Consider the following 23,561-nt stretch of genomic DNA (forward strand, 5'->3'; position numbering starts at 1 on the left):
ACTTCGAACACCGGTCCGAAGACGAGAAAATATGCCGCTCCGATCGAGCGAGAGGAACGACCGCTATGCATCAGATACATTACCATCTGTCTCCGGCCGGCTGTCCCTCATCGGATAATGGCCTTCCGTCCAGTATCGAAGAAAGACCGAAATCGGCGTTTCAGAACAAAAGAAACCGGCATGGGAAGTACCGATCGAACCGCCTAAGGTTGCTGCGTTCATCATCAAGATAATGACTCTCACGCTTGGCACTGCAAGCGCGGCACCCGGAGAGATAGATACCGGGCGGCTGACAGTTGGCGAACTGCGGGATGGGACCCCTGCAGCGCTTCCAGTTGCCGTAATTAATGGGGCGGAAGACGGACGGCGACTCTATATTCAAGCCGTCAGTGATGGAGACGAACTCAATGGGCTTGGTGTATTGACGCAGGTGGTCCCGCAGCTAGACCCCACCGAGCTGACTGGAGAAATTTTGATTGTTGGGATTGTCAACTATCATGGCTTCCAAGTTGGGGAACACCGGAACCCGATCGACGATCGGAAAACAAACCGAACATATCCCGGAAATGAAAACGGCTCAACAAGCGAGCGAATCGCGGCAGCAACCTATGATGCTGCACAGACTGCGGATCTTATTTTAGACCTTCATCAGGGATCGACGAGCCAGATGATTAACGAAACACGTGTTCGGTGCGGTCAGCGACACCGAATGCATGGGGACTGTCTCCGACTCGCAAAGGTGTTCGGCACTGGATTCGTGATCGATCAAAAAGGCCCTGATGGGCAGCTTGCTCGTGTCGGGCCAGATAATGGAATCCCGACGATCGACCCGGAGTTGGGTGGCTGCGTCGGATGGGATGAAGAAAGCATTCAGATTGGTGTTGATGGCATATTCAATGTGCTTCGATACTACGGTTTTCTCGATGGAGATGTATCGCTCTCAGCACAAACGCGTGCAAAAGGCTTCGATCAGTACGGGTCACCCGTGGGTGGCCTTGTGCACTACACATGTGAACTGGGCGAACAGATCAGACCCGGACAGACACTGTTTGAGGTGACGGATACATTTGGTGAATTAAAAGCACGAGTAACTGCAGATAGTAGCGGCATCTTTTGGCGATCGCGACGGCTTCCACAGGTCGCAACCGGTGAATATGTCTGTTCTGTAGGAACAAACGTTGATGAGTACTGAAATGGATCGTGCAACGCTCACCTGTCTTGCGTGTGGGGCCGAATATGTCGATCGGTGGCAGTGTTCCTGCGGTGGCGTACTAACATATTCAGAACAACCGTTACCAACAGGAAACACACCGGACCCAGCGTCGTTCGATACCCGAGATGGATTATGGTCGTTCTCGGAGTTCATTCCAGAACAACCGCGAGTCACGCTTGGAGAGGGGATGACACCACTTGTGGATGCACCATACTGGAATGTGGAATTTAAATTGGAGTACGTCTTCCCAACAGGGAGTTTCAAAGATAGGGGTGCAACAACGACACTTTCGCGTGCAGCCAGTCTCGGGGTTGAGACCGTTATTGAGGATTCCTCAGGGAATGCAGGGGCAGCGATCGCGACGTACGCCGCACGAGCAGGGATTGACGCGAAAATCTACGTTCCAGCGTCTGCCAAACAGTCAAAACTCACAGCAATCAAGCGAGCAGGTGCGACACCAATCCGTGTTTCAGGCTCCAGACAGGCGGTGACTGATGCATGTATTGAAGCGGTTGAAAACGGTGACGGATGGTACGCAAGCCATGCATGGAACCCGGCATTCTTTACAGGAACCGCCACGATCGCGTACGAGATTGCACTCCAGCGATCATGGGATGTCCCGGATGCGATCGTCCTCCCGCTTGGGCACGGGACACTGTTCCTTGGGGCATACTACGGATTCAAAGCGTTAGTTGATGCAGGATGGACCGATTCAATACCACGGCTCTTGGGTGCACAGGCAGCAGGCTATGCCCCGATCGCAGACGAACGACACGGTGACACAGCTGGAACAAACACCGTTGCGGATGGAATTCAGATTAAATCGCCGGTTCGTCACGAGGAGATTCAAGCAGCGATCGAAGAGACGAATGGTGATGCGATTGCACTCTCTGAGGACGCGGTCGAACATGCGTTAGACCAGCTACATAGCCATGGGTTCTACACTGAGCCAACGTGTGCGATCGCTCCTGCCGCATTGGACGAATATCGCAATCGTGGTGTTGTCAACCCGAGCGACGATGTGGTTGTACCACTTACCGGAAGCGGCCTCAAAACATAGGGTACTCTTATTTTTCAGGGTGTGTTCGTGCGTCGAACCCACCACGAATAAGCGGCTTTGCGATATGCCGTCGAGCACACGGGGGCACTTCATACCACCCAGTTTCGAGTTCGCGATTGACAGACGTTTCAATTTTTCCTGGAGCAGTTGTCCCGCACTTTCGGCATCGATAGCCAGCGTTTCGACCGGCGGATTTCATTCGACGATCGCAGTCCGGACACGGCGGGGTGACAGCTGCAGTTTGATTGAGCGATCGAACGGCAAACTTTTCTAATTTGAGTGTTCCCTCAGTGAACTCTCCACAAACCGTTAACGCATCACCAACGCGCAGGTTTCGGACGTGGGTTCGAAACCGTTTGGTTGGCTCGAACGCAGCACACACGAGTGACTGTGGCTCTATTGACTCCTCAGTTGCGAAATGAAAAAACACGTGACCGCCCTCTTTCGTTTCCGGTGGTGACTCAACGACACCACTGAGGAGATATCCACGGCCATGTGTAAGCGAACCAGCCGATATCGATGTCAGATGTGCGTCGGTCCCTTGGTTCGTTACAAATATCGTCGCACAGTCAACTCGCTCGCTGTCGATCTGTGCAGCAACGCGTTGGCATGCTTTGGGATCATCTCCACGAATACCGTGCAGGATGGGTCCCGGTGCACTCGGAACACACACTGCTTGATTCTCCTCACGATCGACCGTATCCCAGACCGTTGGGTAGCCGGAATCGGCTGCAGCAAATACGGAGTCGTACGCGATGTTCCGGGGTGTCCCACATCGATCGAACTCACGGTAAGAGATATGTTCGTATGTCCACTCCTCGAATGCAGCGCCAGCACCGATCGCTGCAAGCGCTCCGATTCGGCCCCGACCGGCGACGGTACAGCCAGCTCCAGCCCATGCGTAGTGGTCATATCCATATGTGTCTGCAAGCGAAATGGCGGTCTCAATATCGTGAATCTCACGAACTGCCTGGCGACTGAATGATGCAACTTCGGGAGGGACGTTTTCTGAGGAGACGGGAGCGATGACAAGCCCAGGGCTTGTTCGTGGATCCGTGTCGATCGCAGTGCGATCGATCAACGGCTTCGCAACTGATGCGGCCTTCGATACCGGACAGTCCGTCTCGATCGCAAGTGCAGCATTCCCTCGTGTTTTGTGTTTCACCGCAGGATTCAAACGAACCAAACGGTAGTTGTCAACAGCGTGGCCTGCAGCCTCGATTTTGCGGCCGATCTGTGTCGCGAGATACGTCGTACACATCCCGTCAACACGTGAATCGGTGTCATCGAGGCCAATAATCGTCATTGGAGACAATACCTGTTGGGTATAAAAACCGGTTTCGACTTAATACAGTGTAAAAACCGGCTTGGATATCGAAATCGCAAGAGAGCGTCCTGTTTGTTGACGGGATTGGCACAATACATATATGTACGGAGAGGCTTAGGTTGCGGTATGGCACGATCTGCTCTCGTCGGAAACATCGCTGCTATGTTAGGGGATGCGGGGTTCCTCGTGAGCGATCGGTGTGCAGTCAGACCGAAGAGTTTCGATCTCGCAGCGCGTCGTGGCGAGGATCTTATCCTCTTAAAGATACTCGGCAACATCGACGCACTCACTGCAGAAACCGGTGCAGAGCTTCGCCGTCTGGGAGAGTATCTCTCGGCGACACCGATGGTTATCGGTCTTCGGACACGCGATGAAGATCTAAAACCGGGCGTAGTCTATTTTAGACAAGGAGTCCCAGTATTTCACCCGGAAACGGCTTATGACCTCTTTATTGAGGAGGTACCGCCACTGATCTACGCCGCACCGGGCGGGTTGTACGTTAGTATTGACGGTGATCTCCTTTCGGACGAAAGAGAACGTCGTGGATGGAGTCTTGGGCGTCTTGCCTCCGAACTAGGTGTTTCACGCAGAACCGTCTCAAAATACGAAGATGGGATGAATGCCTCGATTGAGGTTGCAATCCAGCTTGAAGATCTCTTCGATCAGCCGTTCTCAAATCCGGTCTCGGTGCTTGACGGTGCCGAAGAGGTCAGACAAGCTGATCCAACACCGGAAGATCCAGATATAGACCCCGCAGATGAGCACGTGATCACAGTGCTCACGCAAGCAGGATTTGACGTCCATCCGACGCTCCGGTCGCCGTTTAAAGCTGTGAGCGAAGATAGCGACCGCAGCGAAGGAAGTATGCTCACTGGTCACTCCTCATTTACAAAAAGCGCAGAAAAACGGGCGAAGATCATGTCCTCGATCGGGCAAGTGACTCGAACACGATCTGTGTACTTTACCAAAGAGCGATCGAAGCGCGAATCCGTTGACGGAACAGCGATCGTTTCGTGTGAAGAGCTTGCGGCAATTGATGATCCGGATCTGATCCGTGACCTGATTCGCGAACGGGCCGCAGAACCAGAAGAATAACGACGGTTAGTTTCCGTACGTTTTGTCGAGATATTCGACGATATCACCGCTTTCTGGCATCCCATCGACACCATTCGCCTCGTCAACGAGAACAGGGACACCGGTCTGTCCACTGATTTCTTTTACTTCCGTCCGCTCGCTGTGCGATCGAGGAACCATTTTCGACTCGTATGCAAGCCCAAGCTCGTTGAGTTTGCTTGTGACTTTTGCACAGAACGGACAGCCAGCAACTTCGTACAGAATAAGATCTGACATCAATCATGAGTAAGACACGGACTCATTTGAATCCCGCGGGGACGTGCAACAGTTGTGCACGTCAAAAAAGCGTAGCGTGCGCTTAGGCAAGCGCGCCGAATCGAACCGCAAAGTAGCCGACACACGCGAGTGCCATGACCCACTGGAATGGGTGAATCTGATCAGTCCGGCCAGCCGCAAGCGAGACGATCGGGTAGGCGAGAATACCGGCTGCAATACCGTATGCGATCGAGGATGTGAGCGGCATGATCATGATCGTTAGGCCGGCAGGGACTGCATGGGTAACATCGTCCCAGGCAATCTCAACGACGTTTCGGAGCATCATCACCGCGACAACAACGAGTGCAACGTATGGTGCAAAGGATGGAATAACCGAAAGCAGTGGAACGACTGCGAGTGCAATCAAGAAAAAGAGTGCGACAAACAGTGCAGTCAATCCAGTTCGACCACCTTCACCAATTCCGGCTGCGGATTCAATGTATGTTGTGACGGTTGAGGTTCCGAGTGCACCACCAACAGTGGTACCGACTGCATCGGCCATCAGTGGTTTGTCAATATCTTCGAGGTCCCCGGATTCGTCTGTCATATCTGCTGCTTGTCCGAGTCCAGTAAGCGTCCCTGCGGTGTCGAAGAAGTCGACAAAGAAGAACGTGAAGATGACAAGGGCAAACGTGAGCGCTTCAATGTTCTGGAAGCCCTCAATAAATGCACCAGCAAGCGGTGTGATATCGTAGGATGCGAGATCGTAGGTGACGCCATCAAATCCTGGTGCGAAGGTGGCAGTATCTACGAGCCCTTGTTCGCCACCACCCTCACGTGCAGTGATACCAACTGCGGATGCAATATATGCTGCAACACTAGTGAGGAGAATACCGACAACGATCGCACCACGAACACCGCGTGCCCACAGTGCGAAGGTGAGAAGAATACCGATGACTGCAAGTATCGCAACTGGATCCGTTGCAATGACCGGGTTGATACTCACTGTTTCGGTAATAATCCGCATCTGTTCAAGACCAATCAACGCAAGGAAGAGACCAATACCGGCTGCAACAGAGAGTTTGACTGGTTCTGGGAAGAGTTTAATTACGTACTCACGTGCACCAATGGCAGTAAGTAAAATGAAGAGAATACCTTCAATGAAGACTGCAGCCAATGCGGTCTGCCATGGAATTCCTAGCTCAAGTACAACGACCACAAAGAATGCATTGAGGCCCATTCCGGGAGCAAGCCCAAATGGGAGATCAGCATAGAATGCCATTACAAGCATTGCAACGATCGATGCAATGATTGTGACAACCGCAAGGAGTTGGAATGTGTTCTCTCCGACATCGATCGCTGCAGAGAGAATAGCAGGGTTCACCACGATGATATACGACATCGTGAGGAATGTTGTTAGCCCGGCGATGAGCTCGGTGCTAAAGTCGCTACCGCGCTCTTGCACGTTGAAGTAGTTTGAAAGGGTATCAGTAATCCCCATAGTACACGTTTGAGCATATTTGAGAAAATGCACTTAAGCATTACCATAAACGTGTGTAAAATTGCGTATTAGACACCAATAAAAGAGACAAATATACACGAACGTGTTTATTCAAAGGTGGATAGTGCACCAACTGGGGCGTCAGTTAGTTCCCGTGCACGACTCATTCCCTTATCACCAACTGCAATAAGCGCAAATACTCCTGAAACGTCAGTCTCAGCCTGTTGTGCAATATCTAAAAGTAGTTCTTGTGTCTCACCTGATCGGATGAGGTCATCAACAATGAGCACAGTATCCCCTGAGGAGAGTGCCCGAGCAGGAAGATAGTACGTCAGCTCAATTCCAGACGCAAGGCGTTGTCGAGCTTCGATGAACTCTTCGACAGCGGTCTCTTTTGACTTTTTTGCGTATGCAAGTTTCGCATCAAAGTAACTTGCCATCGCTGCACCGAGCGTAATACCATCGGTTGCGGCAGTCAGAATGACGTCGGGGCGATCGAATCCAAAGCTATCAGCAGCAACAGGAGCAACGAGGTCGAGAAATGACTGGTCAAAAACAGCACCAGAGTTATCCACGTATCCCTCATCATCGAACTCAATTCGGGCTTCGAGTTCGTCCGAGAGTGCATCACGCCCAACGCCGTTGACTACTTCACGTGCTCGTTCAGTGCCAGGAAGGACATGTCCATTGACGTACCGATTGAGATCGCCGGCTGGGAGTGATGTTACCTCTGAAAGCTCATCATACGTTCGCGTTTCTTTCAGCATCCGCAAGACAGCAACCGCCTGCAGTTGAAGGGCTGCCTTCTCAGCTCTGTTCATATCATGAATGTGTGTATTACGTAAGTATGAACACTTCGATATAGAAAAATCAGTATCTGATCAAATATGTGTATGACAATAGATAACGGTGATCAAACACTACCGCTCTCGAACAATCACAAACTCTGCAAGGTCACGAAGGTAGCCGCGTGCATCGGTTTGGGATACACCCGTTGCATCAAGTGCGGCCAACGCTTGCTCAGATTGATGTTTTGCTCGTTCGTTTGCCTCTTCTGGGGTGAGATCAGTTATTTGGACGAGCGATGGACGCTCCATTGCAGCATCATGTCCTGCTGGCTTGCCGAGGTCAGATGCTGTTGCAGTTGCATCAAGCACGTCGTCTCGGATTTGGAATGCGATACCAACGCGTTCTGCGTACTCTCCAAACGTTTCAACGGTAAATGGATCCGCTCCGCCCGCAACAGCCCCCAACTCGGCTGCAGCACGGAACAGCGCACCTGTTTTCCGGCGAGCAAGTGTCATATACTCCGCTTCGTTCGTTGGTCGCGCAACAAGTTCTGTTGCCTCTCCTTCGCCGAGTTCAACCATCGACTCCGCAACAATCTGCATTGCTTGTTCATTCGAAGAAAAGAGCGAGAACGCTTCTCCAAGCAGTCCGTCGCTTGCAATAATTGCAGGTCCATAGCCATACTCTGCCCATGCACTCGGTGTTCCACGGCGAATGTCCGATCGATCGATAATGTCGTCAATCACAAGCGATGCATTATGCACAAGTTCAACACCGACCGCAAAGTCCACGGCATCCTCTGGGGTGCCACCAACTGATTCACACACTAAGATTGTGACTGCAGGACGGACCCGTTTCCCTCCTGCGAGCACGACGTGGCCTAGCTCATCGGAGAGTGCATCCGGGTCGACAGCGTCGATCACGGATTCGAGCCGATCGTTTACCATCGCGACCCGTGATTCCAGATACTCCATTGTCGGATCTACGGGTGTGAACGGCAAGTAGGTGACGGATCAAAATGGATACTGGGCGCGCTAGTTAGCTGCTAAATTCATCAATCAGTACTGGAACCACGTCAAAAAGATCGCCAACAATACCATAGTCCGCGATGTCGAATATCGGTGCATTCGGATCGGTATTGATTGCAATAATTGTATCAGAGCCTTTCATTCCGGCGACGTGTTGAACCGCACCGGAGATACCAACTGCAAGATAGATGTCGGGTGTGACAACTTTTCCTGATTGCCCAACCTGACGATTCTTTGGGAGCCAGCCATTATCAACGATCGGTCGAGACGAAGACAGTGTCGCACCAAGTGCAGCCGCCAACTCTTCGATGAGTTCAATATTTTCTTCGTCTTCAATACCTCGACCAACAGAGACAAGAATATCTGCATCGGTGATATCGACATCTCCGCCACCGACCTCTTCGAATCCAGTTACCGTCGATCGAACAGCGGATTCATCGATCGAGACCTCGAACGGCTCAACTGGTGCACTACCGTTTCCTTTTGCTTGCGGCCATTCTGCGCCACGGATTGTCACTGCAAACGGCTCTGTAGCAACGTCAACTGTCGTTTCGACTTTTGAGCCATACATCTCACGTGCGACAGAGAGCGTCTCATTATAAGAGATTCCGATCGCGTCAGTGACAAGCGGAAGCGAAAGGCGATTTGCCACTGCAGGCGCATAATCAAGCCCGTTAACGCTGTTTGGCATCAGTATCGCCGTCGGTGCAAGCTCGTCAAAGAGCGCCTCAATTGCTTGCACGTACACATCGTGATTGAACTCCTCACCGTGAGCAACCGTGTAGACGGTATCAACGCCTTCCCGATCGAGTTCGGTAGCAAATTTCTCGACATCCCCTGAGATGACCGCAACGTGTAGCGAGCCGCCAAGATCAGCTGCGAGATCAGCACCTGCGGAGATAAGCTCAAAGCTTATATCACGGAGCTGTCCGCGTCGATGATCTACGACTGCAAGAACGTCGCTCATTGTGCACCCACCCCCTTCTCACGGAGGACGCTTGCAAGGCTAGCTGCTGCAGCATCTGCATCACCCTCAAATAGTTCAACATCTGACTCACTTTCTGGCTCATACATATCAGTAAGGGTAATTTGGCTCTCGACCGCGCCCTCGTCCAATCCAAGGTCATCGAGTGTCTGCTGTGCGATCTCCTTTCGTTGTGCCATCCGAATGCCACGGAGACTTGCATAGCGCGGCTCATTGATACCAGTCTGGATCGTCAACACCGCAGGAAGCTCAACGTCAGTCAGCTCTTCGACACCACCCTCGAGCTCGCGCCGCACGTGAGCAACACCCGCGTCTGCATCGAGATCAAGCGCATTGACAACAGCAGCCCACTCATATCCTGCTGCGTCGGCCACAGAGACTCCCGTTGCACCGAAGGAATCATCGTGTGCCTGAACGCCGGTAAGGATCAAATCCGGCTCTTCTTCGGCGATGATCGCGTTGAAGATCTCGGTTTTTGCATTGACATCGAGGAGATCCACCGATGCAAGTGTGTCATCCCACACGCGAATCCCTCGATCGACACCTTTGGCAAGTGCCATCCGAATGGTTTCTTCGCATCGTTCAGGGCCGATAGTCGCAGAAACAACCTCTACATCGTCTCCTGCCTCAGCCAGTTGGACTGCGGTTTCAATCGCATAGTCGTCCCACTCGTTGAGGTCATATTCGAGGAACCGATCATCGATCCGGGTTCCATCCAGAACAAAGTCTTCCTCGACTTCGGCAACCTCTTTTACAGTGACGAGAACCTTCATCATCGTTTGGGTTGGTCACTTGGGCTGTAAACAGTTTCGAAATGGCCGATTAACTCTGACGTGAGAGTTTCCCAAGGTTACTGGTCGGTCTGGTTGTCAGCATCGTACTCTGGGAGTGAAATGAGATTCTCACGACCTAATCTGAGTTTCTCAATCTGATCGTCGGATTCCATGGCAGAGAGAAGTTGCGACACCTTTGCATCTGACCAGCCAGTCTCTTTCACGATCATTGCCTGCCTCATTCGGCCACCATTCAGTTCTAAAAGACGCTCAACACGCTCCTCGTCGGAGAGGAGTGAGAGGTCTTCCTCCGGTTTATTTTCCACATCTGGGGGCGCAGTTGACTGCTCACCAGACGTCTCTGACGGTGTTCCGGTCGAGTCCATGCCGTGTTCATTCCGTGAGGAAGAGGACTGTGTTTGGTCCGATGAAATGAATGGAATTGGCGTGTTTCGGTTGCGAAGAAGCAATGCGCCGACAAGCACAGCAACAGTAACAACGACACCTGCGAACAGCAATCCCCACGTGCCAAACACCCCGTCTGGATTTGCTGGGCCAATCGTATTCTGCTCAAACGTCATTGAAATATGTTCTTCCCGATCGAAGACGTGTGGACCTTCTTGAACAACGGTATTCTCCTCAAATGAAACGGACGATCGGACAATCGAGTATCCTTCAGGTGCGGTAATCTGTAGTTCTTGATTATCTCCGAGTGTTCGGAGCCACCGGTCATCCTCACCCAATTCAAATGCATCATCAAGTACCAGCCGCGATCCGTCTTCTGAAAGGAACTCAGTCCAGACAAACTCCAGAGTCAATGTCCCAACGGACCCGTCAAGAGACGCAGACCGGGAAACGGACTCGATCTCCATTTGGCGATCCGTTTCGGATGCTGATAATGCTGCGAAATTCTCGAATGTGGATACTTGAGGACCAACGGTAGGGTTTCCGGATTCAAACTCTTCGGCAAGCTCTTCAAATGTAGCGATCTCTTCGTCTGACTCAAGCTCGTACTGTATTTGAACCTCCCAACTGGCGCTTCGATCGGCACTCAGTTGGATACTGATCTGTGTTTGCGGAGAGATATCAGAGACAGTTAGCTCGGAAGACATCGTCGTGGACGTGTCGTCGGAGATCGTCGCGGCAGAACTTGCGACAGCAACGCCACCAAAGAGGGCGAAAGTTGCAAGGAGGGCAACAAAGAGGGGTATACGCCGCATGTCTGGAAACTCACATTCGCTTGGCAAAACGCTTTCTATCAGGCAACTGCACCGTGAGATTGTCAGTCAGGAGTGAGAGTCGACTCGAGTAGATCAGTAGTAGATGGATTTTTTGGTACTGCCGTGCAACGCTTGATCCAGATGAGATTATTCCCGTTTATTTTCGTCCTCTTTCTGTTTGTGGGGCTCGGTGTCGGTGGGGCATCAGGATCACTCACAGATATTTCTCCTACCCTTACGGTTGGTGAGGCAGATTCCACTGACTCCCCTATTGATGCCGAAACGCAACTTACAACAGACACATCAGTTGCACAAATTGAGGAGAATATAACCCAAACACGGACACTGGCAAACGATCCGGACTCGGTTGTCCGGGTTGAATTAGATCGAGAGCACGCCGACTTAGGACCGGCAATCATCGGACAGACCGATCGAACTGCAGCACAGATCACGCTTGGGTCAATTGAGAAACGGCTTGCAGATGCTGAAAGCGACAGTGAACGACAGCGACGGGTTCTTGACGAATTGAATACGATCGAACAACAGATTATCACGCTTGAAGAGAATCAACAGCAAGCGATTACCCAGTACAATGAGGAAGAAATAGACAGTCATCAGTTTGTCTCGGAGATTGTGAAGATCACCCACGAAGCTGAAGCATTAGAAGAGCGAATGGGTGTGCTAGTGACTACCGCAAACGAGGCAGGAACAAGTATTGACTCAAATCGCCGCCAAGGGATTGAGTCAAGTCTTGGAGTGTTTTCCGGACCAGTTAGAACATATGGGTCAGCGATACTTACAGGTGCAGAGCAGCCCGATCGAATCTACGTAGAAACCAGTGATGATGGAATCGTCCTCAGTGCAATTGACGGAGACACCTACACGAGAGAGGTACTTCGATCCGATCGCCGCGATCGTGGTGGTGGAACAATCGATCTTGAGGATGCCGAAGACGTTGTGCAAGCAAGCTATCCGGAGATATGGAACGAAAGCAGCACGATTCGTGTTGATGGGTCCGGATCAACTGTCAGAGTAAGTATTACAACGGAAACTGGTGAACTGATCGCGTTTGTCGATGGTGGCTCCGAGCAGGTATTCAAAGAGCACCGACAAGAAACAGTGTCAGAAGTTGTTCCAACGAACGAAACGACACGGGCACAGAGCGGCCTCAATGTGACAGTCCAACAGACCTATGTTGGGGGTCCACTGTTGATTTCTGTTGTCGATTCAAATAGTGGAGCGCCTGTAGAGGAGGCAACAGTCACAGTTGGGCAGGGGTCCGAGGAAAGTGATGTTGTTGGAAAAACAGACAGTGACGGTGAGCTGTATGCATTAGAACCACGCGGGACCTATACTGTTGCCGTCCTAAGTGGAACAAATACCGCGTTTGTTGAACTCGATTCAAATGAGCCGCGCGCACTTGGTACACGGTAATTACGGATACGCATTGGCCATGGGTTTATAACTCATTACAGAACTCAGACCGGCTATGTCTCGTGCAGTTGCCCCAGTGTTTGCAACGATACTCTTGGTTGCGATCGTTGTCGTCACTGCAGGGGTTGTCTCCGTAGTTGCCGTTGGATTTACCTCGACACTCCCAGATACGACGACAGGAGCTGAAGCGGTAGAGCATCCTGTTGAACTTGAAGTGGTCGGACGGACGCTCCAATTTACGAACACAGGAACAGAGACGATTGATGTTGATGAGCTTACGCTGGAAATAAGCGTCTCTGATCAGCCAGTCGCGTTTCAGCCCACAATTCCATACTTTTCGACGATGGGGTTTAAACCAGGGCCAAGCGGCCCGTTTAACACTGCCAGCAATACGACATGGGTACCTGGGCAAGACGCAACAATTACGATCGCAGACACAAATGAGCCGGTGCCACAAGTAGGAGACACTGTTACAGTTGAGCTGTGGTACAAGGACGAATACTATGCGAAAACGAGTTCCACCGTAGAATAACTTTGGTCGTACCGCAGACCCTGCTATTCGTCTGGTGCACGAGCGATCGTTGTGATCGCTTTCGGGCTTCCAGGATATGCTTGCTGGATATGATGTTCGATATCAACAAACCCAGCCTCTTCGAACATCCTGTCAGCCTCTTCTGCGTCATAAAACAGCATAATCGAATCTGCTACTTTTTGCATAGCGGTCGTTCTCGGATAGTCGGGACCAACAACCAGAACGTTATGTCCTGGTTTCACTACGCGACGGAACTCAACCAGTGCGTCCACAGGGCTTGGCCAGTATTCGATCGAACCGGATGACCAGATAACATCGAACGAGTTGTCTTTGAATGGGAGTCGCTCTGCATCACCACGGTAGAATCGGACTTGGTCATTCTTACCGAATTTTTTGAACGCCTTCTGCATCTGGTGGATGCTTTGATCCAACCCATGGACGTTCTCCGTGTACTGCAACAGTCCCTGTGTTGCAAATCCGGTTCCACAGCCAACATCAAGAACCTGATCGTCCGGCTGGATGTCGAGCAGTTCCAACGCCTCATCACGCATCTCATCGTTCCAGATGAACGGGTTAATTGTATCGTACACCTTCGAGAGATACTTGTAAAAAAGCCGCGCACGGGCTTTGTTCTCAAGAACACCCATTATTGGTCAATGTAGCAGCTACGAACACATAATCCTGCGGTTTTGCGTGCGGATTTGGAACCATGTGAACGGTTGTATGCGCGGAACAGTTCCGCAAACACCTTATACAGCGGTCGTACAATTTCGAAACGATCAAAGAGTATGGCGAGACCAGAGGTTCTCGAACGGATTAAATCGGCCGAATCGGAGGCCGAAGACATTATCGCGGCAGCGGAAGCTGATCGCGAGGAACGTATCGCCGAGGCTCGAAATGAGGCTGACGAGATCCGCGACGCTGCCGGAGAGGAGGCAGACGCACTCGAATCCGATCGTCTCGAAGAGGCTCGTGAAGAGATCGAGGCCCGTCGAACCGAGATTCTCGAAGCTGGCGAAACAGAGCGCGAAGCGCTTGAAGCTGAAGCCGAGGATCGAATTGACGACGCCGTCGAATTCGCAATTGAGCAGTTCAAAAAAGAGGTTCACGCACAGCGATAACTGATGAGTGTGTTAAGACCAGAACAGATGAGCAAGGTCTCGGTGACCGGATCCAAAGGCGTTTTGGAGCAAGTCATTGCGACCGTTCACGAGCTAAATCTTGTCCACATTCGTGATTACGACGAATCGTGGGATGGCTTCGAACCCGGAGCCTCACTGGAGGGTGCAGATCAAACTGCAGAACAGCTCGTAACGGTTCGGTCACTTGAGAGTATCCTTGACATCGATGAAGATGATGCAGAGGGTTCCTTCGGTGTTGACGAAGCGAAATTACAGGAACAGCTCGAGGCTGTGCGGTCGCGAGTCAATGAAAAAGATGACGAGCGTGATGAGCTTCGAACCCAGATTCGTGAGATCCAAGAAGAGATTGAGGCTGTCAAACCATTTGCAGCGCTTGGTATCGATCTCGATCTGTTGAGCGGCTATGACTCTCTCGAGGTTGCCGTTGGACAAGGAAAGCGAGATGCTGTAGAGATGGCACTCAGCGCATCCGAAGAGATTGAAGCGTACGAGATCTTTGGTGAGGGCCGTGCGATCGCAGTATTCGTAAACCCGACTCCAGGTGCAACAGATGCCCTTGCAGATGCACTCGTAGGTGTCGACTTTACGACGTACACCATCCCAAACGCTGATGAAAGCCCGAGCGCATACGTCCAAGGGCTTGAGCAGAAGAAGCGAAAGCTCGAATCAAAGCTCAACACTGTCGAAAGCGAGATCCAGGAAGTTAAACTCGAAGAGGCAGATTTCCTGCTTGCTGTTGAGGAGAAACTCACGATTGAAGCACAACGGAAAGAGGCACCACTCTCGTTTGCGACGACAAAAAATGCGTTTGTGGCAGAGGGGTGGATTCCAACAAAGCGCTTCGATGAGCTCGAGTCTGCACTCCAAGCAACGGTAGGCGACAGTGTTCTTGTTGAGGAGCTTGAAGTTGCAAGCTTCGGATCGGATGGATCACACAAACACACAGAACACGTCGCGGGTGGCGAAGAAGTAGCAACCGATGGCGGACACGCATCTAGTTCGGAAACGCCACCGGTGATCCAGAAGGCACCAAAAGGTGCAGAATCGTTCAAGTTGCTAACGGAAGCAGTGAGCCGACCAAAGTACAAAGAGTTTGATCCGACAATTCTTGTCTTCCTCACGTTCCCGCTCATGTTCGGGTTTATGATTGGGGATATCGGATACGGTGCGCTCTACTTGGCGATCGGCTACTTCATGTACAGCCAGTATGAATCAGCCGGGATCAAAAGTCTCGGTGGCGTTGCAATGTGGGCGGGTGCATTCACGGTGTTGTTCGGGTTCCTCTACGATGAGGTGTTTGGACTCCACTTGTACGAATACACGACGATCATCAGCCAACCGCTCCCTGAGTACATTGGTATCTCCTACATTAGCAAGGGGATCTTCCCAGGCGACATTGAGTGGGCGATCGGCTGGCTTGTCGTGAGCGTGCTCTTTGGTGTACTTCACTTGAATATCGCATACGTCCTCCAGTTCATCGAGGACCTCGAGTTCCACGGCGCGAAGGAAGCAATCCAGGAAACCGGATCATGGATCCTGCTTCTCAACGGGCTGTGGATCTGGGTGTTCAGTACGCATCTTGAGTCCTCGAAGCCGGAGTTCCTCTTTGAGACCTTCGCTGCAGGTGGTCCGATGGCGATCGGGTTTGCTGGGTTCTCTGAAACGGTCGGTATTATCGCGCTTGGTGCGTTCATTGTCGGGTTCTTCCTGCTTGCGTCCGCATCGCTTGCGGAAGTACTGGAGTTCCTCAACGTCCTTGTGAACGGCCTCTCGTACACACGGATTGCAGCAGTGCTGCTTGCAAAGGCAGGAATGGCGCTCGCAGTCAACCTCCTTGCATTCGGTGCTGTCCTTGAGGACGGAAGCTACACATTCCTCATGACACCAGGAAGTCTGGAAGCAGCACAGGCGGCAGGACAGAATATTGTCTTCCCTGGACTGTTCACAGCAGGCGGTGTTATCGGCCTCATTGCAGGACTGTTGGTTCTTGTCTTCGGACATATTATCGTCCTCGCGCTGGGTGTTACGAGCGCAGGATTGCAAGGAATCCGTCTTGAGTACGTGGAGTTCTTCGGAAAATTCTACGAAGGCGGTGGCGACAAATACGAACCGTTCGGCCACGAGCGCCGCTACACGGACGAGTAGCGCACCGCGCCATATTTTTATCACCACACAGGGGAGTACGTATAGAGAGGAGTGTATCATGTGTCACGCTAACATGAATAAACGCATGTTAGCGGGCGTTACACACACGTGCTCGAATGTTTTGGGAAGTTTTATGATGACTCTACGGTGAAATACGGATGTTCGGAAGCAAACTAGCCGAAAAACGGACTGACTACCTATATGATCGAAACTATCCCAGAATTGACGACAGTATTGCAGGAAGGAACGCTGACAGACCCACAAGCAGCAGCCGCTCTCGGTGTCGGTCTCGCTGCGCTCGGTGCAGGATACGCAGAGCGCGGAATCGGTGCAGCCGCAGTCGGTGCGATGGCAGAGGACGAGGATCTCTTCGTTAACGGACTGATCCTTACTGTCCTTCCGGAAACCATCGTTATTCTCGCACTGGTCGTCGTGTTCCTGGTCTAAATCGACCACCCACTTTCAACCAATGAGTTTGGAAACAGTTGTTACGGACATCAAAACGGAGGCCGAAGCGCGCGCGGCAGAAATCCGAGAGGATGGCGAAGACCGTGCCTCGGAGATCATCCAGAACGCCGAAGCAGATGCTGAGGAGTTACTGGAAGAGCGCAGCGCAGCGATCGAACGACAGATCGAACAAGAGCGCGAGCAGACGCTTTCGAGTGCAAAACTCGAAGCGAAACAGGCTCGACTTGAAGCGCGCCGAAATGTCCTTGAAGAGGTCCGCGAGCAGGTGGAGACACAGCTTGCAGACCTTGACGAGGATACTCGGGAAGAACTTACGCGAGAGCTGCTTGACGCAGCCGCAGTTGAGTTCGAAGATGCAGAGCACGTCTCTGTGTACTGCCGAGAATCCGACAAGGCACTCCTAGAATCGATTCTTGACGACTACGACGGCTTCGAAGTTGCGGGGACCCGTGACTGCCTAGGCGGCGTTGTTGTCGAGAGCGATGAGTCGCGCGTTCGTGTGAATAACACGTTTGACTCCGTTCTTGAAGATGTCTGGGACGACAATCTGAAGCAACTCAGCGATCGACTGTTTAACCAATGAGCACAAGCGGCACGTCGAACCCGGAGTACGTCAACGCCCGTGTTCGTGCACGGCGAGCAGCGCTTTTCAGTGACGAGGAGTATCGAAAGCTGGTCCGAATGAGCCCAGCAGAGATCGCTCGTCGGATGGAAGAAACTGAGTACGAAACAGAAATTAATGCGCTCGGAAGCCGCCATTCAGGTGTCGATCTGATCGAGTATGCACTGAACCGAAACCTTGCGAAACATTTCGATGACCTGCTTGGATTCTCTGAAGGGCAGATCTACGATCTGATCGCACGGTATCTGCGAAAGTTCGATGCGTGGAACGCGAAGACGATTATTCGTGGTCTATACGTAGGCACAACCAGAGAAGAGATTGAAACAGATCTCATTCTTGCAGGAGAGTTCAACGATCGGATGATTCAACGTCTCCTTGAGGCACAAACGATCGAAGATGTGGTTACCATCCTACAGGGAACCATCTTCGGGGCGGGCCTCGGAGCCGCATACGCAGACTATGAAGAGACTGGTCTGCTTGTTCCGCTGGAGAACGCAATTGACCGAGCGTTCTACGAACACCTGCTCGGTGATCTCCCACGGAGCGAACCAGTCCAACTCTATCGCGAGTTCCTCGTTGCGGAGATCGATTTCCGTAACGCCCGGAACGCGCTTCGACTTGCGCGAAGCGGTGCAGATCTCGATCCCGCGGCGTACTATATCGATGGCGGGGAGCTATTCCGCCCATCCGAGCTGAATATGCTGGTACAGAGCCCAGATGAATTGGTGACACATCTCCGAGAGAGCAAGTATGCGCGAGACCTATCTGCAGTACTCGACGATCTTGAGACTGCAGACAGCCTGATTGCATTTGAGCGCGGGCTGGAAAAAGCACTCTTAGCATACTCAAAACGGCTTGGAAATGTATATCCAATGTCTGTCTGTCCGGTTGTCGCGTACATCCTCGCAAAGGAGCGAGAGGTCGAAAACATCCGTGCGATCGCACGCGGTCGTGAAGCTGGGTTGAGTCAATCGGAAATTGAAGAGGAGTTGGTGATCCTATGAGCCAAGAGATCGCAGTTATCGGGAGCCCGGATTTCACGACAGGGTTCCGACTTGCCGGCGTACGGAAATGTGAAAATGTTCCTGATGAACAGAAGGACGATGACCTCGATGACGCAGTCGAGCGCGTCCTCGAAGACGAGGATGTCGGAATCATTGTAATGTATAACGATGATCTCGATCACCTCTCACGGAATGCTCGGACGGCGGTCGAGACTAGCATTGAGCCAACGCTCGTCACGCTTGGTGGCGGCGCAGGCAGCGGCGGTCTCCGGGATCAAATCAAACGAGCCATCGGTATCGATCTGATGGAGGAAGAAGACTAATTATGAGTCAAGCAACAGAAACCGACACCGACGGAAGCGGTGTCATTCAAAGCGTCAGTGGTCCGGTCGTGACCGCTCGCGATCTCGATGCCCGGATGAACGACGTCGTCTACGTGGGCGACGAAGGGCTAATGGGTGAAGCGATTGAGATCGAGGGCAACCTCACGACCATTCAGGTGTATGAGGAGACCTCAGGCGTCGGCCCAGGTGAACCCGTTGTAAACACGGGCGAGCCGCTTACGGTCGACCTTGGTCCAGGGATTCTTGATGCCATCTATGATGGTGTCCAGCGTCCATTGGATGTCCTAGAGGAGAAAATGAAGAGCCCGTTCCTTGACCGTGGTGTTGACGCACCCGGGATTTCGCTCGAGAAACAGTGGGAATTCAAGCCAACTGTTTCTGAGGGCGACACGGTCGAGGCAGGCGACGTTGTGGGAATCGTTAAAGAGACGGTCAGTATCGACCATAAGGTCATGGTACCACCGAACTTCGAAGGCGGAGAGGTTGTTGCCATCGAGGCTGGTAACTTCAACGTGACCGAAACCGTTGTCGAACTGGGCAACGGCGAGGAAGTCACAATGCGTCAGGAGTGGCCCGTTCGGAAAGCCCGACCAGCCGTCGAAAAGAAAACCCCACGAACCCCGCTCGTCTCCGGACAGCGGATTCTTGATGGGTTGTTCCCGATCGCAAAAGGCGGTACCGCAGCAATTCCTGGTCCATTCGGATCCGGAAAAACAGTCACGCAGCACCAGCTTGCAAAGTATGCGGACGCAGACATTATCGTCTATGTTGGCTGTGGTGAGCGTGGCAATGAGATGACAGAGGTTATTGAGGACTTCCCAGAGCTGGAAGATCCAAAAACCGGGAACCCACTGATGGCCCGGACCTCGCTCATTGCAAACACCTCAAACATGCCTGTCGCGGCTCGTGAGTCCTGTATCTACACCGGAATTACGATTGCGGAGTTCTACCGTGACATGGGATACGACGTTGCGCTGATGGCAGACTCCACCTCACGGTGGGCAGAGGCAATGCGCGAGATCTCCTCGCGTCTCGAAGAGATGCCTGGTGAGGAAGGGTACCCGGCATATCTCTCAGCACGTCTCTCGCAGTTCTACGAGCGTGCAGGCTACTTCGAGAACATTAATGGAACCGAAGGGTCCGTTTCTGCGATCGGTGCGGTCTCACCACCTGGTGGGGACTTCTCCGAGCCAGTGACACAGAACACACTTCGTATTGTGAAAACGTTCTGGGCGCTGGATGCAGACCTTGCAGAGCGGCGTCACTTCCCATCGATTAACTGGAACGAGTCGTACTCGCTCTACCGTGAGCAGCTCGACCCATGGTTCACCGAGAACGTCACTGAAGACTGGGCAGAGATCCGTCAGTGGGCGATTGACATCCTCGACGAAGAGAGCGAACTTCAAGAGATCGTTCAGCTTGTCGGGAAGGATGCACTCCCAGAGGATCAACAGCTCACCCTTGAGGTTGCACGGTACCTTCGAGAAGGATATCTCCAGCAGAACGCGTTCCACCCAACGGATACGTTCTGTCCACCGGAGAAAACATACCTCATCCTGACCGCAGCACGAACCTTCTACGATGAAGCGTTCAAAGCGCTCGATAACGGTGTTCCAGTCGAGGAAATTCAGGCGATCGAATCGGTCCCACGGATTAACCGTATCGGCGTCCAAGAAGACTACAACGAGTACGTCGAAGAGCTGAAAGACGATATTACCGACGACCTTCGGGGGCTCTACTAATGAAAGAATACCAAACGATCACAGAGATTAGCGGTCCACTCGTGTACGCCGAGGTTGACGAACCGATCGGGTACGATGAGATGGTCGAGATCGAAACAGATGACGGACGAACGCTCCGTGGACAAGTGCTTGAGTCCTCTGATGGGCTTGTTGCAATCCAAGTTTTCGAGGGAACAACCGGTATCGATCGGAAAGCATCTGTTCGATTCCTCGGTGAGACCCTAAAACTACCTGTGACCGAGGATCTCCTCGGACGCGTGATGGATGGGTCGGGCCAACCGATCGACGATGGGCCTGAGATTGTACCCGAAGAGCGCCGAAATATTATCGGTGCTGCAATCAACCCATACTCGCGTGAGTACCCAGAGGAGTTTATCCAAACCGGAGTCTCCGCAATTGATGGGATGAACACGCTTGTGCGTGGGCAGAAACTGCCGATTTTCTCGGCATCCGGACTGCCGCACAACGATCTTGCGCTCCAGATTGCTCGTCAGGCAACGGTGCCTGAGGACGACACAGACGATGAGGGATCGGAGTTCGCGGTTGTCTTCGGTGCAATGGGAATCACTGCAGAAGAGGCAAACGAGTTCATGGAGGACTTCGAGCGCACAGGTGCGCTTGAACGATCGGTTGTCTTCATGAATCTTGCAGACGACCCTGCAGTCGAGCGAACAGTGACCCCGCGTCTTGCACTGACGACCGCGGAGTACCTAGCGTTCGACAAAGACTACCACGTGCTTGTGATCCTGACGGACATGACGAACTACTGTGAGGCGCTCCGTGAGATCGGTGCGGCTCGTGAGGAGGTTCCAGGCCGTCGTGGATATCCAGGATACATGTACACAGACCTTGCACAGCTGTATGAGCGTGCAGGTCGAATTGAGGGCCGTGACGGATCGGTGACGCAGATTCCGATTCTCACCATGCCGGGTGACGACGATACGCACCCGATTCCGGACCTAACTGGCTACATTACCGAGGGGCAGATCTACATCGATCGGAACCTCAACAGCCAAGGTGTCCGGCCGCCGATTAACCCGCTTCCAAGCCTTTCGCGGCTGATGGACGACGGTATCGGCGAGGGCCTAACGCGTGGAGACCACGCTGATGTCTCCGATCAGATGTATGCTGCATACGCAGAGGGTGAGGACCTTCGTGACCTTGTGAACATTGTTGGCCGTGAAGCGCTCAGCGAGCGTGACAACAAATATCTCGACTTCGCAGAACGCTTTGAAGACGAGTTCGTTCAGCAAGGCTTCGATACCGATCGATCGATCGAAGAAACGCTTTCAATCGGCTGGGAACTGCTCAGCGATCTGCCGAAGGCAGAGCTCAACCGTATTGATGAAGAGCTGATCGAAGAGTACTACGTCGAAGACGAAACCGAAGACGCTGCGGAAGTCACCGCAGACTAATCGGGATTTTTCTTTTAAATCGAACGCCGGAGAGTGACAATACTACAGAAATTTCTCGTCTACAACTGCAGTTGTGTAAGGAACGGTGAGCAGTTAAGCACGAGACTGTGGTTTGGTATATCATGTCGATTCAGACTACAGTTGGGGGTGATACATTCGAGTTCGACACCGTCAAAACGGTGTTAGCAAAGGCAAATGAACCAAAGACCGGCGATGAGTTAGCGGGGATTGCTGCAGGTTCAGATGCAGAGCGTGTCGCTGCAAAACGGACGCTAGCAGAGATGCGGCTTGAGACACTCCGAGAAAACCCTGTCGTACCGTACGATCAGGATGAAGTTACGCGTGTGATCCAAGATGTCGTTCGAGAGCCGGTGTACGATCGGATAAAAGGTTGGACCGTTGCGGAGCTGCGTGAGTATCTGGTACGCGAAGACGTAGGCGATCGAGAGATTAGCGCGATCCGCCCGGGGCTGACAAGCGAGATGATCGCCGCAGTAGCGAAGCTCATGTCGAACATGGATCTCGTATTAGTCACGTCGAAGATGGAAGTGACTGCACGGTGTAACACCACAGTTGGAAAAGCGGGAACCTTGTCATTCCGACTTCAACCAAACGATCCATCGGATACTATTGAACGGATTATTGACTCGACTCGTGAAGGACTCTCTTATGGGGTCGGTGATGCAGTAATTGGGATCAATCCGGTTGAAGACAGTGTCGCAACAACAACCGCGATTTTAGAGGCAACACACGAATTTATTGAAGAATGGAATATCCCGACACAGAACTGCTGTCTCTCACATATTACGACACAGATGGACGCTGTTCGAGAGGGCGCACCTGCGCATATGCTCTTCCAAAGCCTCGCTGGAACTGAGGCAGGCAATGATGAGTTCGGCGTTGATGTCGAAATGTTAGACGAGGCGTATGAGCTTGGGAAAAAAGCGTGCGTCTCAACAGGGCCGAATATCATGTACTTCGAAACCGGACAAGGGTCGGAGCTATCCGGAGACGCACATCACGACGTTGACCAGGTAACGCTTGAGTCGCGATGCTATGGGCTTGCAAAGCGGTATGAACCGTTCTTGGTCAACACAGTTGTCGGATTCATCGGACCGGAGTATCTGTATGATGGTCGCCAAGTAATCCGAGCAGGGTTAGAGGATGTGTTTATGGGACAGCTCCATGGTATCTCGATGGGAATCGATGCCTGTTACACAAATCACATTCAAGCAGACCAAAACGATATTGAGAACCTCGCAGTTCTGCTTACCGCCGCCGGAGCCAACTACTTCATTACTGTTCCGATGGGTGATGATGTGATGTTAAACTACCAGTCGAACAGCTACCATGATGCAGCAGCGTTATGGGAAATTTTTGACTGTGGACCAACCGAGCCGTTCCGAGAGTGGCTCGAAACAATGGGCATCTGGAAAGATGGGTCACTCACACCAACTGCAGGCGACCCGACGATCTTTACATAAATTC

General features: G+C 52.3%; 23 protein-coding genes. 14 read left to right on the plus strand and 9 right to left on the minus strand.

What is annotated here, in order from left to right; all coding sequences use genetic code 11:
* Positions 1–232: 232 nt before the first annotated feature.
* Both AArcSt2_RS02345 and AArcSt2_RS02350 read left to right on the plus strand, forming a co-directional pair.
* On the plus strand, positions 233–1,192 hold the full coding sequence (locus tag AArcSt2_RS02345) for a succinylglutamate desuccinylase/aspartoacylase family protein (RefSeq protein ID WP_174652702.1): 960 nt from the start codon (positions 233–235) through the stop codon (positions 1,190–1,192).
* A complete protein-coding gene (locus AArcSt2_RS02350) occupies positions 1,182–2,273 on the plus strand; it encodes a pyridoxal-phosphate dependent enzyme (protein ID WP_250582652.1) in 1,092 nt (363 codons plus the stop codon). The genes AArcSt2_RS02345 and AArcSt2_RS02350 overlap by 11 nt, the downstream gene beginning before the upstream one ends.
* 7 nt (positions 2,274–2,280) lie before the next feature.
* On the opposite strand, the gene AArcSt2_RS02355 is transcribed toward AArcSt2_RS02350, so the two are convergent.
* Positions 2,281–3,579: a tRNA(Ile)(2)-agmatinylcytidine synthase gene (locus tag AArcSt2_RS02355; protein ID WP_250582654.1), complete on the minus strand. Its 1,299-nt coding sequence runs from the start codon at positions 3,577–3,579 to the stop codon at positions 2,281–2,283.
* A gap of 147 nt (positions 3,580–3,726) precedes the next feature.
* Here AArcSt2_RS02355 and AArcSt2_RS02360 point away from each other — a divergent pair, with 147 nt between their 5' ends.
* Positions 3,727–4,695, plus strand: coding sequence for a transcriptional regulator (locus AArcSt2_RS02360; protein ID WP_174652699.1), 969 nt, complete (start codon positions 3,727–3,729; stop codon positions 4,693–4,695).
* A 6-nt stretch (positions 4,696–4,701) separates the two neighbouring features.
* Here the strand turns inward: AArcSt2_RS02360 and AArcSt2_RS02365 are convergent, their stop codons facing one another.
* The 7 genes from AArcSt2_RS02365 to AArcSt2_RS02395 all read right to left on the minus strand — a co-directional run bounded on the left by AArcSt2_RS02365 (position 4,702) and on the right by AArcSt2_RS02395 (position 11,225).
* A complete protein-coding gene (locus AArcSt2_RS02365; RefSeq protein ID WP_250582656.1) occupies positions 4,702–4,950 on the minus strand; it encodes a glutathione S-transferase N-terminal domain-containing protein in 249 nt (82 codons plus the stop codon).
* An 82-nt stretch (positions 4,951–5,032) separates the two neighbouring features.
* The gene (locus AArcSt2_RS02370) at positions 5,033–6,430 is read right to left on the minus strand and encodes an NCS2 family permease (protein ID WP_174652697.1); all 1,398 of its coding nucleotides are present in this window, start codon (positions 6,428–6,430) and stop codon (positions 5,033–5,035) included.
* A gap of 107 nt (positions 6,431–6,537) precedes the next feature.
* Entirely contained in the window at positions 6,538–7,251 is a 714-nt protein-coding gene (locus AArcSt2_RS02375) for a phosphoribosyltransferase family protein (protein WP_174652696.1), read from the minus strand.
* A 99-nt stretch (positions 7,252–7,350) separates the two neighbouring features.
* Complete coding sequence (locus AArcSt2_RS02380) at positions 7,351–8,193, minus strand: polyprenyl synthetase family protein (RefSeq protein WP_250582658.1); 843 nt, start codon at positions 8,191–8,193, stop codon at positions 7,351–7,353.
* A 64-nt stretch (positions 8,194–8,257) separates the two neighbouring features.
* Complete coding sequence (locus AArcSt2_RS02385; protein ID WP_250582660.1) at positions 8,258–9,214, minus strand: electron transfer flavoprotein subunit alpha/FixB family protein; 957 nt, start codon at positions 9,212–9,214, stop codon at positions 8,258–8,260.
* On the minus strand, positions 9,211–10,005 hold the full coding sequence (locus tag AArcSt2_RS02390; RefSeq protein ID WP_174654532.1) for an electron transfer flavoprotein subunit beta/FixA family protein: 795 nt from the start codon (positions 10,003–10,005) through the stop codon (positions 9,211–9,213). Before AArcSt2_RS02390 ends, AArcSt2_RS02385 begins: the two co-directional genes overlap by 4 nt.
* Before the next feature lie 77 nt (positions 10,006–10,082).
* Positions 10,083–11,225 (minus strand): helix-turn-helix transcriptional regulator, encoded by a 1,143-nt coding sequence (locus AArcSt2_RS02395; RefSeq protein WP_250582663.1) that lies wholly within the window; start codon positions 11,223–11,225, stop codon positions 10,083–10,085.
* A gap of 141 nt (positions 11,226–11,366) precedes the next feature.
* On the opposite strand from AArcSt2_RS02395, the gene AArcSt2_RS02400 reads away from it, so the two are divergent.
* Positions 11,367–12,659: a DUF7094 domain-containing protein gene (locus AArcSt2_RS02400; protein ID WP_174652692.1), complete on the plus strand. Its 1,293-nt coding sequence runs from the start codon at positions 11,367–11,369 to the stop codon at positions 12,657–12,659.
* Between the two features lie 55 nt (positions 12,660–12,714).
* The gene (locus AArcSt2_RS02405; protein ID WP_174652691.1) at positions 12,715–13,191 is read left to right on the plus strand and encodes a type IV pilin domain-containing protein; all 477 of its coding nucleotides are present in this window, start codon (positions 12,715–12,717) and stop codon (positions 13,189–13,191) included.
* 23 nt (positions 13,192–13,214) lie between these two features.
* Here AArcSt2_RS02405 and AArcSt2_RS02410 read toward each other — a convergent pair whose 3' ends face one another.
* Entirely contained in the window at positions 13,215–13,838 is a 624-nt protein-coding gene (locus AArcSt2_RS02410) for a methyltransferase domain-containing protein (protein WP_174652690.1), read from the minus strand.
* A gap of 141 nt (positions 13,839–13,979) precedes the next feature.
* On the opposite strand from AArcSt2_RS02410, the gene ahaH reads away from it, so the two are divergent.
* From ahaH to AArcSt2_RS02455, 9 genes are all read left to right on the plus strand, one after another.
* Complete coding sequence (ahaH, locus tag AArcSt2_RS02415; RefSeq protein ID WP_174652689.1) at positions 13,980–14,312, plus strand: ATP synthase archaeal subunit H; 333 nt, start codon at positions 13,980–13,982, stop codon at positions 14,310–14,312.
* A gap of 27 nt (positions 14,313–14,339) precedes the next feature.
* A complete protein-coding gene (locus tag AArcSt2_RS02420) occupies positions 14,340–16,478 on the plus strand; it encodes a V-type ATP synthase subunit I (RefSeq protein ID WP_250582665.1) in 2,139 nt (712 codons plus the stop codon).
* Between the two features lie 201 nt (positions 16,479–16,679).
* A complete protein-coding gene (locus AArcSt2_RS02425) occupies positions 16,680–16,925 on the plus strand; it encodes a hypothetical protein (protein ID WP_174652687.1) in 246 nt (81 codons plus the stop codon).
* A gap of 22 nt (positions 16,926–16,947) precedes the next feature.
* Positions 16,948–17,529 carry a V-type ATP synthase subunit E gene (locus AArcSt2_RS02430; RefSeq protein ID WP_174652686.1) on the plus strand — a complete coding sequence of 194 codons (582 nt, stop codon included), beginning with the start codon at positions 16,948–16,950 and terminating at the stop codon, positions 17,527–17,529.
* Complete coding sequence (locus AArcSt2_RS02435) at positions 17,526–18,572, plus strand: V-type ATP synthase subunit C (RefSeq protein WP_250582667.1); 1,047 nt, start codon at positions 17,526–17,528, stop codon at positions 18,570–18,572. The genes AArcSt2_RS02430 and AArcSt2_RS02435 overlap by 4 nt, the downstream gene beginning before the upstream one ends.
* Positions 18,569–18,895 carry a V-type ATP synthase subunit F gene (locus AArcSt2_RS02440; RefSeq protein WP_174652684.1) on the plus strand — a complete coding sequence of 109 codons (327 nt, stop codon included), beginning with the start codon at positions 18,569–18,571 and terminating at the stop codon, positions 18,893–18,895. Before AArcSt2_RS02435 ends, AArcSt2_RS02440 begins: the two co-directional genes overlap by 4 nt.
* Positions 18,896–18,897: 2 nt before the next feature.
* Positions 18,898–20,658, plus strand: coding sequence for an ATP synthase subunit A (locus tag AArcSt2_RS02445; protein WP_250582669.1), 1,761 nt, complete (start codon positions 18,898–18,900; stop codon positions 20,656–20,658).
* Positions 20,658–22,073: an ATP synthase subunit B gene (locus tag AArcSt2_RS02450; RefSeq protein WP_174652682.1), complete on the plus strand. Its 1,416-nt coding sequence runs from the start codon at positions 20,658–20,660 to the stop codon at positions 22,071–22,073. Before AArcSt2_RS02445 ends, AArcSt2_RS02450 begins: the two co-directional genes overlap by 1 nt.
* Positions 22,074–22,195: 122 nt before the next feature.
* Positions 22,196–23,557, plus strand: a complete 1,362-nt coding sequence (locus tag AArcSt2_RS02455; RefSeq protein WP_250582671.1) for an ethanolamine ammonia-lyase subunit EutB — start codon at positions 22,196–22,198, stop codon at positions 23,555–23,557.
* Positions 23,558–23,561 lie beyond the last annotated feature (4 nt).

Origin of the sequence: Natronocalculus amylovorans, from assembly GCF_023638035.1 — an archaeon.
In the GTDB taxonomy this organism is placed as follows: Archaea; Halobacteriota; Halobacteria; order Halobacteriales; family Haloferacaceae; genus Natronocalculus; species Natronocalculus amylovorans.

Excerpts from the sequence above, each read along its gene's own strand:
- AArcSt2_RS02345 (WP_174652702.1), top strand. The coding sequence starts at position 233 with ATGACTCTCACGCTTGGCACTGCAAGCGCGGCACCCGGAGAGATAGAT.
- AArcSt2_RS02350 (WP_250582652.1), top strand. The coding sequence starts at position 1,182 with ATGAGTACTGAAATGGATCGTGCAACGCTCACCTGTCTTGCGTGTGGG.
- AArcSt2_RS02355 (WP_250582654.1), bottom strand. The coding sequence starts at position 3,579 with ATGACGATTATTGGCCTCGATGACACCGATTCACGTGTTGACGGGATG.
- AArcSt2_RS02360 (WP_174652699.1), top strand. The coding sequence starts at position 3,727 with ATGGCACGATCTGCTCTCGTCGGAAACATCGCTGCTATGTTAGGGGAT.
- AArcSt2_RS02365 (WP_250582656.1), bottom strand. The coding sequence starts at position 4,950 with ATGTCAGATCTTATTCTGTACGAAGTTGCTGGCTGTCCGTTCTGTGCA.
- AArcSt2_RS02370 (WP_174652697.1), bottom strand. The coding sequence starts at position 6,430 with ATGGGGATTACTGATACCCTTTCAAACTACTTCAACGTGCAAGAGCGC.
- AArcSt2_RS02375 (WP_174652696.1), bottom strand. The coding sequence starts at position 7,251 with ATGAACAGAGCTGAGAAGGCAGCCCTTCAACTGCAGGCGGTTGCTGTC.
- AArcSt2_RS02380 (WP_250582658.1), bottom strand. The coding sequence starts at position 8,193 with ATGGAGTATCTGGAATCACGGGTCGCGATGGTAAACGATCGGCTCGAA.
- AArcSt2_RS02385 (WP_250582660.1), bottom strand. The coding sequence starts at position 9,214 with ATGAGCGACGTTCTTGCAGTCGTAGATCATCGACGCGGACAGCTCCGT.
- AArcSt2_RS02390 (WP_174654532.1), bottom strand. The coding sequence starts at position 10,005 with ATGAAGGTTCTCGTCACTGTAAAAGAGGTTGCCGAAGTCGAGGAAGAC.
- AArcSt2_RS02395 (WP_250582663.1), bottom strand. The coding sequence starts at position 11,225 with ATGCGGCGTATACCCCTCTTTGTTGCCCTCCTTGCAACTTTCGCCCTC.
- AArcSt2_RS02400 (WP_174652692.1), top strand. The coding sequence starts at position 11,367 with ATGAGATTATTCCCGTTTATTTTCGTCCTCTTTCTGTTTGTGGGGCTC.
- AArcSt2_RS02405 (WP_174652691.1), top strand. The coding sequence starts at position 12,715 with ATGTCTCGTGCAGTTGCCCCAGTGTTTGCAACGATACTCTTGGTTGCG.
- AArcSt2_RS02410 (WP_174652690.1), bottom strand. The coding sequence starts at position 13,838 with ATGGGTGTTCTTGAGAACAAAGCCCGTGCGCGGCTTTTTTACAAGTAT.
- ahaH (WP_174652689.1), top strand. The coding sequence starts at position 13,980 with ATGGCGAGACCAGAGGTTCTCGAACGGATTAAATCGGCCGAATCGGAG.
- AArcSt2_RS02420 (WP_250582665.1), top strand. The coding sequence starts at position 14,340 with ATGAGCAAGGTCTCGGTGACCGGATCCAAAGGCGTTTTGGAGCAAGTC.
- AArcSt2_RS02425 (WP_174652687.1), top strand. The coding sequence starts at position 16,680 with ATGATCGAAACTATCCCAGAATTGACGACAGTATTGCAGGAAGGAACG.
- AArcSt2_RS02430 (WP_174652686.1), top strand. The coding sequence starts at position 16,948 with ATGAGTTTGGAAACAGTTGTTACGGACATCAAAACGGAGGCCGAAGCG.
- AArcSt2_RS02435 (WP_250582667.1), top strand. The coding sequence starts at position 17,526 with ATGAGCACAAGCGGCACGTCGAACCCGGAGTACGTCAACGCCCGTGTT.
- AArcSt2_RS02440 (WP_174652684.1), top strand. The coding sequence starts at position 18,569 with ATGAGCCAAGAGATCGCAGTTATCGGGAGCCCGGATTTCACGACAGGG.
- AArcSt2_RS02445 (WP_250582669.1), top strand. The coding sequence starts at position 18,898 with ATGAGTCAAGCAACAGAAACCGACACCGACGGAAGCGGTGTCATTCAA.
- AArcSt2_RS02450 (WP_174652682.1), top strand. The coding sequence starts at position 20,658 with ATGAAAGAATACCAAACGATCACAGAGATTAGCGGTCCACTCGTGTAC.
- AArcSt2_RS02455 (WP_250582671.1), top strand. The coding sequence starts at position 22,196 with ATGTCGATTCAGACTACAGTTGGGGGTGATACATTCGAGTTCGACACC.